The organism is Cellvibrio zantedeschiae (assembly GCF_014652535.1).
GTDB lineage: Bacteria > Pseudomonadota > Gammaproteobacteria > Pseudomonadales > Cellvibrionaceae > Cellvibrio > Cellvibrio zantedeschiae.
The window spans coordinates 377,120-389,475 of the sequence record NZ_BMYZ01000003.1 but is presented as its reverse complement, the minus strand read 5'-3'; the positions used below and the strand labels follow the sequence as shown (position 1 = coordinate 389,475).

7 protein-coding genes are annotated in these 12,356 nt (G+C 46.9%); 5 read left to right on the top strand and 2 right to left on the bottom strand.

Annotated elements, in window-relative coordinates:
• The first annotated feature begins 73 nt into the window (after positions 1 to 73).
• Entirely contained in the window at positions 74 to 1,999 is a 1,926-nt protein-coding gene (locus IE104_RS15760) for a serine hydrolase (protein WP_189420266.1), read from the top strand.
• Between the two features lie 60 nt (positions 2,000 to 2,059).
• Here the strand turns inward: IE104_RS15760 and IE104_RS15755 are convergent, their stop codons facing one another.
• The gene (locus IE104_RS15755) at positions 2,060 to 3,625 is read right to left on the bottom strand and encodes a TerC family protein (RefSeq protein WP_189420264.1); all 1,566 of its coding nucleotides are present in this window, start codon (positions 3,623 to 3,625) and stop codon (positions 2,060 to 2,062) included.
• Positions 3,626 to 3,908: 283 nt separating this feature from the next.
• On the opposite strand from IE104_RS15755, the gene IE104_RS15750 reads away from it, so the two are divergent.
• The 4 genes from IE104_RS15750 to IE104_RS15735 all read left to right on the top strand — a co-directional run bounded on the left by IE104_RS15750 (position 3,909) and on the right by IE104_RS15735 (position 10,244).
• Positions 3,909 to 5,060 (top strand): GNAT family N-acetyltransferase, encoded by a 1,152-nt coding sequence (locus tag IE104_RS15750; RefSeq protein WP_189420255.1) that lies wholly within the window; start codon positions 3,909 to 3,911, stop codon positions 5,058 to 5,060.
• A 10-nt stretch (positions 5,061 to 5,070) separates the two neighbouring features.
• The gene (locus IE104_RS15745; RefSeq protein WP_189420253.1) at positions 5,071 to 5,907 is read left to right on the top strand and encodes a CPBP family intramembrane glutamic endopeptidase; all 837 of its coding nucleotides are present in this window, start codon (positions 5,071 to 5,073) and stop codon (positions 5,905 to 5,907) included.
• Positions 5,908 to 6,131: 224 nt separating this feature from the next.
• Positions 6,132 to 6,761 carry a PEP-CTERM sorting domain-containing protein gene (locus IE104_RS15740; RefSeq protein WP_189420251.1) on the top strand — a complete coding sequence of 210 codons (630 nt, stop codon included), beginning with the start codon at positions 6,132 to 6,134 and terminating at the stop codon, positions 6,759 to 6,761.
• A 321-nt stretch (positions 6,762 to 7,082) separates the two neighbouring features.
• Complete coding sequence (locus IE104_RS15735; protein ID WP_189420249.1) at positions 7,083 to 10,244, top strand: glycosyl hydrolase; 3,162 nt, start codon at positions 7,083 to 7,085, stop codon at positions 10,242 to 10,244.
• A 313-nt stretch (positions 10,245 to 10,557) separates the two neighbouring features.
• Here the strand turns inward: IE104_RS15735 and IE104_RS15730 are convergent, their stop codons facing one another.
• The gene (locus IE104_RS15730) at positions 10,558 to 11,586 is read right to left on the bottom strand and encodes a cupin-like domain-containing protein (RefSeq protein WP_189420247.1); all 1,029 of its coding nucleotides are present in this window, start codon (positions 11,584 to 11,586) and stop codon (positions 10,558 to 10,560) included.
• Between the last annotated feature and the right edge of the window lie 770 nt (positions 11,587 to 12,356).

Below are 12,356 nucleotides of genomic sequence, written 5' to 3'. Positions count from 1 at the left end.
AATTAAAAAGAACAGCATAAATTTTTGCGAATTTTATTCAGCGTTCTTTGCCGATGGTTGTGCATAAGACGTTATGAAAAAATTGAAAGAAAATGTTCCACTTATAAACCTGCCAGGATTTTTTGCGCGATACTTTTTTAAGTTTGTCGCCTTGTGCACACTGATGTCTGTTGCTCAGGTAAATGCGCAAAATGAAAAACAAATTTCTTACCCTGTAGCGATTCAAGCTGAGCGTGCAGCTGCAAGCAGCGCCCCGGCCGCGCCTGTGTATAAAGCACCCGAACCTGTGATTCGCCCGCTTGATGAAGCATCCACAACACCACCGGTTGCGCGCAAAAAAACGGCTGCAAAAACCACGCAAGAAAAACCGGCAGAGAAAATCACTAAAACTGGTGCTGAGAAAAAAACCGCCAAATCCACAGCAACAAAAAAAGCTGTAGCCAACAAATCAGAAAAGAAAGTTGTTAGTAAAAAGCCCGCACCAACGATTGCCAAAACATCCGCTAAAAACCAGCGAGCTCCTGCTAAAGCACCTGCAACAGCCAGCGTAAAAAAAAACCTGACCGCAACAGACACAAAACAGGACGTGGAAAAATTAGCACCGCCCATGGTTGCGGCAGTGGGAGCTGGATCTGGTACCGAGGCACAACCACTATCCTCGGCCATGAAGATGGCGATTGCTCCGGTAGCGGCAGCAACTTTGGTTAAACCTGAATTAGCGGATGAAGAAGATCAACTCACAGAAGGCACTTTGGATGATGAAGATTTTTCCGGTGGCCCAGAGCCTATCAATGATGTAAAACCCGTCGCAGCAACCGCGTCTTCTGTCGCCGCTTCAACTGCAACTGGCGCAATAAAAAATTCACCGCTACCCGTTGCAAGCCCGCGTGAAAAATTTGTTCTGGATTTTAAAAATTACGTTGAAACAAAACTTGTTCCGCGTGTGCCTGGTCTTGCAGTCGCCATTATCGCCGACGGAAAAGTAAAAGTGCTGCAAGCTTACGGTGTTAAAAAAGTTGGCACTAATGACCTGATTAATACGGATACAGCATTTCGTTTAGCTTCTGTGTCAAAAACTATTGCGGGCACTACAGCGGGCGTATTAGTGAACGACGGTCTTATTAATTGGGATACACCAATTACCTCGGTTTTGCCAAACGTTGAGTTTAGTAATCCGCGTTATGGCAATCAGCTGACTTTGCGCAATATCATGTCGCAATCAACCGGATTGCCAACCCACGCCGGCGATAATTATATTGAAGAGGGTTTGCCCTTTGATGCGGTGATGCAAAAATTTAAAACGGTAAATTTTGTATGTCCGCCGGGTAAATGTTACAGCTACCAAAATGTAACCATGAGTTTGCTGGCTAATATTGTGTTGAAAAAAACTGGCAAGCCTTATGAACAGTATGTGAAAGAAAAATTATTTACACCCTTGGGGATGCGCTCGGCTTCAATTGGCCTGGAAGGTTTGCTGGCCACCAAAAATTACGCGTTGCCACACGAAGTAAGTGGACGCGGCAAATGGTATACCAAAGAAATTACGCAACATTATTATCGGTTAAATCCCGCTGCTGGCGGCAATGCCAGTATCAATGATATGGCGCGTTGGGTGTTGGCACATATGGGTCACAATCCTGAAGTTTTGTCGCCCGCAACCTTACAGGCGGTTCACGCCAAGGTAACAAAAAATACTGCGGCGCAATCTCATTATGGCGCGCGTGAAGGTGTTACAGATACGCATTACGGAATGGGCTGGCGAACCTTTGATTACCGCGGCGATAAAAACTTTTTGCACCACGGCGGCTATGTATTTGGTTCACGCTCGGAAATGGTATTTAACCCTGAGTTGCAAATTGGCATGGTGATTCTCAGCAATTGCAACAAATTACCGGGCTCGGTTGTGTTTGAATTTTTGGATGCATACGAAGATGAAAAGCGCGGTGAAAAACGTCCCTCACTGGTTCAGCCAGTAAAAAAGAAAGCCAAACCCAAATAAAAAAGCCCGTCGAATGACGGGCTTTTTTATTTAACTCATTCTTAATATCAACAGTTAAATTTAAAAAATTCCGTGATCTTCAGCTGCAGGATCTTTTAAAGCGAGTACTTGCAAAATTCGGCGTCCTTCCATTTGTTTAATCTCAAAGATAAAACCGGAGATACTAATGGTCTCGCCTACAACTGGAATATGTTGGAGCTGTTCTAACAAGAGACCTGCGAGCGTGAAGTAATCGCCTTCTTCGCGGACAAGTTCTGTTTCCAACAATTCTTCGAGCTGCTCCAGTGAAATACTGGCGTCCAGTAGCCAACCATTTTCCTGTTCGACCACTAAGGGAGCTTCGTTACTATCTGCCAATTCACCGGCAATTGCGGCGAGCAAATCGCTGGTGGTGACCACGCCTTTAATGCTGCCGTATTCGTCGATCACAATTGCGAGAGGTACGGCTTGTTGGCGCAACATTTCCAATACGTTTAAGGCGCTGGTTCCTTCAGGAACTGCAAGTGGCTCTACGGCCAATGCCGCAAGGTCGAGTGGTTGATTGCTGAGTGCGGCGGCAAGCAAGTCGCGACTTTGCACAACACCGTGCAAATTATCCAATTCATCGCGCGCAACTAATAATCGTGTTTGCGGCGTAGTTTTAAGAACGTTAAGTAATTCTTCCGGCGTTGCGTTCACGTCTACCCAAATGATATCGGGGCGTGGTGTCATAAGTGATTGCACGGAGCGATCAGTAAGTTGCAGCACTGAGCGAATCATTTGGCGTTCGCTGTTTTCAAATACCAGCTCTTCGCCTTGTGGATGAGCCATAGCAACTATGTCATCGCCCACTTCATCAGCGTCGCTGCGGCCGCCCAGGAGTTTCAATACCGCTTCTGCCGTGCGGTCGCGCAGGGGTCGCTCGCCGATAAGGTGGCGAGTGCGATTTGAGCGTGCGAGTTGGTTAAAGAATTCAATTAATACCGAGAAGGCGATAGCGCCATAGAGGTAGCCTTTGGGTATGTGAATACCTGCGCCCTCGGCAACCAAACTGAAGCCAATCATCAACAGGAAACCCAGGCAGAGCATAACGACCGTAGGGTGTTTGTTAACGAAATCGGTCAGGGCCTTGCTGGCGATAATCATCATGCCCATGGCAAAGATGACTGCAAGCATCATGACCGGAAGGTGGTTGGTGATACCTATGGCAGTAATGACTGCATCCAGGGAGAAAACCGCATCCAACACAACTATTTGGGTAATTACGGCCCAAAAGGCGGCGTGCACCCGGGAACCACGTTGCGTGTTGACCTTGCCTTCCACCCGCTCATGCAGCTCGATGGTGGCTTTGAAAAGTAAGAACAGTCCGCCAAAAATCAGGATTAGATCACGCCCTGAAAGGTCCTGACCCAATACCGTAAATAGCGTCGTGGTAAGGCTCACCATCCAGGAAATACCGGCGAGCAGACCGAGGCGCAACACTAGCGCTAAACTCAAACCGATCATACGTGCGCGATCACGCTGATGTTTGGGGAGTTTGTTGGCGAGTACGGCGACGAAAATAAGGTTATCTATGCCGAGAACGATCTCGAGCACGATGAGTGTGAGCAAGCCCAGCCAGGCTGTGGGGTCAAAAATCCATTCCACCGCTAATACCTCACCAACAAGTTAAGGAGCGAGGGCGTAGATGCAGAGCAGGTTTTACGCGGGTATAGACTGTGACACTGACATTCAGGGTCGGGTTCTGCGCTTGGCATTGAAAATCCAGAGTGACCAAAGGAAGGGCGATTCTACTGTAAGCATGCCAAGAATGACCAGTCTTGCCTTAGACAGTGTCTTAATATGTCGCGAAAGGGCGCTGCACGAGCATTGTTTGCTTGCTCCTTATTTGGTTGCCTTAATTGATTACGCCTTAGGGTAGAATCGGCCCATGCAAATTACCTTTATTTCTCAAATAGCCGAGATTGGCGCTGAGCGTTGGAATGCGTTATGCGCTGAAGATTACCCTTTCGTGCGCTATGAATTTTTGCACGCGCTGGAAACCAGTGGCAGTGTGGGCGCCGGTACAGGTTGGCAAGCGCAGCATTTGGTTGCGTATGAGGGCGACGAATTAATCGCCGCTATGCCGCTCTATAAAAAAACGCATTCATACGGTGAATATGTTTTTGATTGGAGCTGGGCCGATGCCTATAAACGCTATGGCCTTAATTATTATCCAAAACTAATTAATGCCATTCCTTTTACACCTTGCTCGGGTACGCGGCTTTTATCAAAGAACACGAAGCGAGAGGCAGAACTTTTGCCCGCAATTGTGGCAGCAATAAAAAACCAGGCGCTAAACATAAATGCATCCAGCTGGCATTGTTTATTTCCATCAGCAGAGTTGTCGGCGCTCTTGGTTGAACAGAATATTTCGCAACGTTTAGGCGCACAGTTTCATTGGTTTAATCGCGACTATAAAAACTGGGATGATTTTGTTGCGACCATGACTTCGCGCAAGCGAAAAAATATTAATAAAGAGCGGCGTATAGTAGCAGAGCAGGGCATTGATTTTATCGCTAGCAGGGCACAAGAAATTAACAAAGAAGATTGGAAATTATTTTACCAATTTTATTGCAACACCTATTTAAAGCGCAGTGGCCATACAGGTTATTTAACAGAAACTTTTTTCGAATTACTACGCGAAAATCTTGCCGAGCATTGTTTAATGATAATTGCGCGCAAAGCCAATCAGCCTATAGCGGCGGCATTATTTTTTGTCGATAGCAAAACTATTTATGGTCGCTATTGGGGGTGTTTGGCGGAATATGATTTTTTGCATTTTGAAACTTGTTATTACCAGGGCATTGAATACGCCATTAAACATGGCTTACAGCGTTTTGATGGTGGTGCGCAGGGCGAGCATAAAATACAACGCGGATTTGAACCTATAGCAACCTATTCAAATCATTTTTTAGTGCGTGAAGATTTTCAACAGGCGATTAATCGTTTTCTGGAATCTGAAAAACCGTCAGTTGAACTTTATATTCAGGATGCAAAAACCTATTTGCCCTTTAGTGAACTAAGAGTCATAAAACAATAAAGAGAAAATAATGCTAGAAAAACTCCACCCTAAAAATATTTTGGTTGTGCTCGACGACATTGATGCGCAGTCACCTTCCTATTCAATGAATCGCCCGCAAGCATTACGCCGCGTGTTTGCCGTACTCGCCTGCGTCTCCGTCTGTTTGCTGTTTATGCATTACGGAAAATTTTCCGATAACTTGCTGTCGTTGTTGCGTTCAGTTGCAGAATGGAAAAACCTGCCGAGCAATTATTACGTTGAGCCCTTAGTGCGCGCCGGTGTGTGGGAATTGTGTGGCTATGTGTGGTGGACGAGTGTATTGGCGATTGGCTATGTGTTAGTGCCCGCGCTTTTGATTCGCTACCACTTTAAAGTGCGCATGCGCGATTTTGGTTGGCAGCTTAATCAAGCGCCGCAACATTGGCGCGGTTATTTATTGCTGCTGAGCCCGATTTTGCTTTTTGTGTATTTGGTCAGTTTGGGTAAGGATTTCGTCAACCATTATCCTTTTTATTCGCAGGCAGGCAGAAGCTGGGCTGATTTAATTGCCTGGGAATTTTTGTATCTCACGCAGTTTATTTGTCTGGAATTTTTCTTTCGTGGATTTATCCTCAATGCCTTACGCCCTGCAGTAGGTGCCAATGCAATTTGGATAATGTGCGTTCCCTATTTAATGATTCACTTCCCTAAACTCTGGCTTGAGGCAACAGGCGCAATTTTGTTTGGCCTGTTCCTTGGCATATTGGCGCTGCGCTCGCGTTCTATCTGGGGCGGTGTTTTGGTACATGCCGGTGTTGCACTCAGCATGGATATTAGTGCGCTTCTCCGTAAGCAAAATTTGCCGCAACATTTTTGGCCGTTTTGAATTTTGTTGTTTACAAATTCCCCAGCAATGATTTCTAAAAGCACATGGTTCCCTTCCCTCCTCAAATTAAGGTATTTACCCTAGAAATTGTGGCACCTCATTAGTCATTTGAGGTCTATACAAATTTTTTTTGGCGTCCAAGGAGTCTTGGCGGTTGGCGCATAAAATTGCTACGATTTTTTTGCGGTAATGATTTTCAAGCGGGATTTTTTTTGGAGGCTTTTATGAATAAGTATTTCATGTTCAAAGCGTTCCTCATGTCAGCTCTGCTCGGGATAACGCTTAATAGCTATGCAACTTTAGTGACTTGTACCGGGGCTAATACCCTGAGCCTGGTTGAACATGCGAGTGCCTGCCAGCGCAGCACCGAATTCCAGGACTACCTTAGCGACCCCATGACGGTAAATACCGAGGGGTTTTTTGGCAGCAGTGATTGGGTTTATTTTGATAAAAAGGATGACCCGGCAGGGGATGGCCAGAGTGGCACTTGGTCCCTGACAAATAATGAATGGAGCACCTATGCCAACATCATGCTTGTTTTTAAGAATGGCGAAGGTACAACTTTATTGGGCTACCTTTTAACGCCCACCTTTACCAGTGGTGATTGGTATTCCCCTTTCAGGGCCGATGACGAGTTCCCTAACCTCTGTGTACACCATGATGCCAAAGGCAATAAACCAGCCTACGACGATTGCAGCAAAGTTAAAAATGTATCTCACATTACCTACTATGGCCGCAGTACCCCAGCGGGTGAGGATCCACCACCAACACAGGTAACAGAACCAGGAACATTGGTGTTGGTAGTATTTGGTTTGGCCAGCCTGGCGTTTGCTCGTCGTCGTCAAACAATCTAACTTTTTGTGCGTTCGTGAACCCCTCGCTATGAGGGGTTTTTTATGTGCGGATTTCCCGTTGTCACCCCCGGTGCCGTCATTGTGTACAAAGGTGTCAGGTGAGCGTGCCGCTGTGCGATTTTTAAAAGTGAACCCTCCCATGTTGCTGGTAATCGTCAATCTGGGACGATGCCTTGAGCCGTCACGCATAGTCTGATCAGGTAACCTTCAGTGCCTGGTCGAGAGAGTTGAGGACGCAGTTTTAACAGGGGGGACGAAGTTTTAAAAAGGGGATTGGCGCGCTGGGTGTTCGTATCTAACAATAACGAGGACACTCCCAAAATGTTAAAAATAAAACCCGTTTTATTATTGTTGACTACGCTCGGCGTGGCGCAATACAGCAGTGCGGCCCTAACAACCTACGGCGCCGGCAACATTAGCGACAGTGCAAACCCAGCTGGCTACAAGTGCGCGGTTGACCACGGTAACTGGATTTTCAGTGCTGGTGTGGTCGCTCCCGGTGTGAGCAGCTGCAGCCCAATTGGCACTCCAACGCCGATCTACCCACAAAAAGTAGCTCCTGCTACTAGCAAACCGACTATGACTCACCGTTGGTGGGGTTCGATTTCGTTTTTTGGCGAAATGAAAGTAGGTGATTCTGCAGGTGCGGCCTACATTACTCCCGATCCAATGACCGCGCGCATTACTGATCGCGGCGCACGTATTCTGGGTATCCCCGGCGGCCTGCGCACCAGCGCGACCCAAACCGCTTACTCTATTCCTGATCCGTTCAGCGAAGTCTTTGATGGCTTGGCAATTGGAAACACCAATTACGCCAACATGGAAGCTTACTTGAAAGATTACAGCGACGGCTCAGTAACTGTTCAATGGAACAGCGGCAGCACGCCAGTGATGGAAGCGACCTTTGTACACGGCTCGCCCTATGCTTATTTCACAGCATTGCAGGGCAACATTGTTATCCGTACCAAAGCGGCGGATAGCGGTGAAAAAGGGGTCTTCTACCAAAGCGGCAATAGCCTGGGTGTGTGGACCGATGTTGCGGGCGATCGCAATAACTTCCTCATTACCGGACACGATGCCACCACCTTCAGCAACGTAAATAGCGCAGCGATTGGTGTTGCTAACAGCAGCAAGCGCGTCACTATTACCTTGCTGCCACAAGTAACAGGTACACCTGACAGCGCCATGATTTCAGCCTTCGCCCAATACGCTCCGCAGCGTGTGGACAAGGTGAACATCAACTATGCGGTAGACCGCAACACCAACAAAGTGACCGTTAGCCATCAGTACCAATTCAATGGCTCAAACGTAACTACTATGGTGGGTATGTTGCCTTTGGCCTGGAAAAACTCCAGCCAAGCGGTAACCAGCTACAAAATCCGCAGTGCACGTGGCGTGACCAAATTCGCCACCACTAACGGCTTTAGCTACACCATTCCTTACGTAGGTGTGTTGCCAACCCTGCCTGCGGGCATTGGCGATTACAACCTGACTCAATTGAAAGCCTTCGTGACCGAGTTTATCAACCAGGGTTCTGCTAACTGGAACACCGCAACTGATACCTACTGGGCTGGTAAAAACTACGGCAAAGTGGCGGAATTGGCAGCTATCGCTCGCGGTATCGGCATGAATACCGAAGCTGACCAGCTGATCAATTGGTTGAAAGGCGAATTGCAAGACTGGTTCCGCGCCAATACTAACGGTGGTTTGGATACAACCAAGTACTTCGCTTACGACAACAACTGGAACACCTTGCTCGGTTTCGATGAGTCATTCGGCGCGCAACAACAGTTGAATGACCACCACTTCCACTACGGCTACTTTGTGCGTGCTGCTGCGGAAATCTGCCGTGTAGATGCAAGCTGGTGTGGTTCTAGCAAATACGGTCCTATGGTTGAGTTGTTGATTCGTGACTACGCGGCTGATCGCAACGATGCCATGTTCCCTTACTTGCGCAACTTCGACCCGGCTTATGGTTTCTCATGGGCATCTGGCCACGCTAACTTCGTGTTGGGTAACAACAACGAATCAACTTCAGAAGCGGCTAACGCTTACGGTGCAATGGTTCTTTACGGCCAAATCACTGGCAACAACAGCATTACCGAGCGCGGTATGTACCTGCATGCGTCTTCTACCTCTGCCTACTGGGAATACTGGAACAACTACGACCGCTACCGTGGTCTGACTGGCGATTACGATAACTTCGATGCGTCTTACCCAAAAATGACCACCTCTATTATCTGGGGCAACGGCCATGTATTTGGTACCTGGTTCAGCGGCGCTTATGCGCACATCCTCGGCATTCAGGGCTTGCCTTTGAGCCCGTTGGTATTGCATATCGGCCAGCGTCCGGACTATTTGGCTAACTACGTGACTTTGGGTATGACCGAGTCTAGCAACGGTAAACCTTCTGGTTTACCAAACGGCCAATGGCGCGATGTATGGTGGAATATCTGGGCTATGACTAACGGTCAAGCTGCTGTAAACGATATGACTACTTACGGTTTCAACTACACGCCAGAAGAGGGCGAAACCAAAGCTCACACCTATCAATGGATTTACACCCTTAAGCAATTGGGTACGCTTGCAACGGGTACTGGTGCGTTGACTGCTAACAGCCCAGCAGCGGTAGCCTTTGAGAAATCCGGTGTGAAAACTTACCTCGCCTACAACTTTGGTTGCACAGCGCAATACGTAAGCTATTCAGACGGCATGAAACTCGCTGTACCTGCGAACAGCTTCCGTATGAAGAAGAGTGGTGACGCGGTAGATGCTAACCCAGGCACCACCACTTGCTCTGGTTCAAGCAGCTCAGCGGCTAGCTCCAGTTCAAGTTCAGTAGCCAGCAGCGTTGCCAGCACTTCAAGCAGCAAAGCAAGCTCTAGCGCTTCTTCTGCAGCAACAGGCAATGGCCACACGGTATTGAGTAGCACAAGCGTTCAGTTCTACTCGAACAACGCACCATGGGCTGATATTCACTACACCATTAACGGCGGTGCACAGCAAAACGTGCGCATGACCCACAATGCGGATAACAGCAACACCTTAACGGTGACAGGAATTCCAGCGGGCGCAACCGTAAGATATTTCTACACCGTAGGTTTGGCAGCTGGGGGTGCAACTGATACCGCATGGGTACAATTCACCATGAGTGGTACGGCGTCTTCTGCGGCCAGTTCATCTAGCAGCAGCAAAAGTTCAGCAGCTAGCAGCGCATCCAGTTCTATGCCAGCAACTGGCAATGGCTACCAAGTGCTGAGTACCACTAGCGTGAAGTTCTACGCGAATGCTGCACCTTGGGCTGATATTCACTACACCATTAACAATGGTGCGCAACAAAACGTGCGCATGACTCACAATGCAGATAACACTAATGTTTTAACGGTAACGGGCATTCCAGCTGGTGCGGTGGTGAAATATTTCTACACTATTGGCCAAGCAACTGGCGCGACTGATACCGCATGGGCACAAGTGGTTTGGTAAGTTAGACTTTTACTAAATCCGAAAATAAAAAAACCTCAACCATGAAAGTGGTTGAGGTTTTTTTATTCTGGTGAAATTTTTATTCGCTCATCCTAGCCGGCATGTCCTGAGCGAAGCAGTCGAAGGATTTTGGTAAGCACACTTCGACAAGCTCAGTGTGAGCGGGAAAGATTTAAGTAGGGAATCGTCATCCTCGCGTAGCGGGGATCCACCGGGCTGGCGTTCCAGCTTTTGATTTTACATAGCTCTTTTTAAGAGCTGGATCCCCGCTTCGCGAGGATGACGATTCCCCATTGAATTACATTATGAATAACTAACGATTTAATTTATTCAACAACAATGCCCGCAACTTACGCGATTGCATTTCATCAATTTCACCTAAAGAACCACGCGCTGCTTCTGGCAAATGTTCTCCCGCATGTTTTGAATCACCAAAAATATAGTAATCAAAAATATGTTTCCACGCGGCTTTTTCGTGTTCAGGTAAATCGCGAATGCTTAAAATGGCGTGGTTAAGTACAGTGACTGCTTGCCCCATATATTTGGGTGCAAGCCGCCACCAATAATTCACGAGCATATTAAAACTGCTTAAGCCTTCCACGTGGTGCCACCACATAGTTGGTATTAATAAAGCATCACCCGGTTCCATGTCGGCAACCAGTGCGCTTTCCAGTGCAGTTTTAAAGCGCGGAAATTTTTCGTAATCGGGATTGTGAAAATCAACCACGCTGACCACTTGGCCTGCGGGTGTAAAATCTAATGGGCCGGGGTAAAGATTTTCAATTTGGTTAGGTGGAAATAAAGTGAAGCGACGTTTGCCAATCACTACGCAGGCAATATTTTCGGGTGCATCGTAATGCGCTGGAACGCGAGTTTGATTGCCAACCCAAATACTCACCAATGGATTTAAATCATTCATGTTTAAATCATTTTCAGCGCGCATGCCGGGCAAGCAGGCATCGAGGGTAGTGGAACCTACGTAAATCGATGGTGGCAGTGTGTCGTTTTTATGTTCAAAGATTTTATCCAATACCATATCAAGTGTTGCGGTATGGGTAGCAAAATTCATTTGCGAGAAATCGTCGTTATAAAAAAAACGGCCGCGATTCTCTGGCACATTGGTAGAAACGGTTACCGGATAGCCCTGGTAAAATTTGCGCAAATAATCGCGTGCTTCTTCATCTGAACGCAAACCGGCTTGCACCAGCGGCCAGTCTTTTACCAATCCTTTTAATAGCAATGGCTCGGTAGAATTTAAAACCTCGGCAGGTAGTGACTGCGGTGAACAGCCTTCAATTTCTTTTACCTTTTGAGTGATATTCAATAAAGCCGGGTTAGCCATGGGATTCCTGTGCGCTGGGCGTTAGCAAGTGTGTTCTGGTGATTAGCTGTTTATGAAGACTTGGGCGAGAGATCAGTATACGTAAAGGGTAGGAGTGAGGAAACAAGGCAATTTGCAAATTTGCTGATGTAAAACAAAGCGCGAGGCAATAAAAAAAAGCCGCTGCTTGCAGCGGCTTCTCCAATCTATTTTTGATCTGACAGAGACTTTGGCAGCGCTAACATCTGGTCATAAGTTGCACGAGACTTGGCAACGTGGCCGAGATGTTTTGGTAAGACTATATGAATAAATCATACATACCAATCGCCGAATTTCTTTTACTTCATCCTGAACGCGAGATGATTGCTCACGCGCGGTGCGGATAAACTTGTCAGACATTTTATAAGCTAACTGTTTTTGTAAATGGAGAGTACTGCTATTTATATTTTCCAATCCATGTGCGCCTGATTTAAAAAAACAACAATCGTTTTTAAACGGAGCTTCCGTTTTTTACAGCAAAACGGTTTTCCTTTTGCTGACATTCTTCTGTAGCAATATTTTTTTGCATTCAAAAGACAGCGCTGTCAACTTTCTCATGTGCACTTTTTTTACGCAATACTTTTTACATTAAAGTGAGTTTTTTTGTTCGCCTTAAAGTGTTCGCAGTAGAAACTCGCAGGTGTTCAACGCAAAAAAATTAGCGAAGTTCAAACCTGTTTGCTGGAATTTTTTCTAAAAAAAATGCCTGAAAAGGTTCTGTTGATGTTTTTCCGCCTATTCGAACGCGCAAA

Bases quoted from the DNA above. Each gene is read 5' to 3' on its own strand.
- IE104_RS15760 (WP_189420266.1), top strand. From the start codon at position 74: ATGAAAAAATTGAAAGAAAATGTTCCACTTATAAACCTGCCAGGATTT.
- IE104_RS15740 (WP_189420251.1), top strand. From the start codon at position 6,132: ATGAATAAGTATTTCATGTTCAAAGCGTTCCTCATGTCAGCTCTGCTC.
- IE104_RS15735 (WP_189420249.1), top strand. From the start codon at position 7,083: ATGTTAAAAATAAAACCCGTTTTATTATTGTTGACTACGCTCGGCGTG.
- IE104_RS15730 (WP_189420247.1), bottom strand. From the start codon at position 11,586: ATGGCTAACCCGGCTTTATTGAATATCACTCAAAAGGTAAAAGAAATT.
- IE104_RS15745 (WP_189420253.1), top strand. From the start codon at position 5,071: ATGCTAGAAAAACTCCACCCTAAAAATATTTTGGTTGTGCTCGACGAC.
- IE104_RS15750 (WP_189420255.1), top strand. From the start codon at position 3,909: ATGCAAATTACCTTTATTTCTCAAATAGCCGAGATTGGCGCTGAGCGT.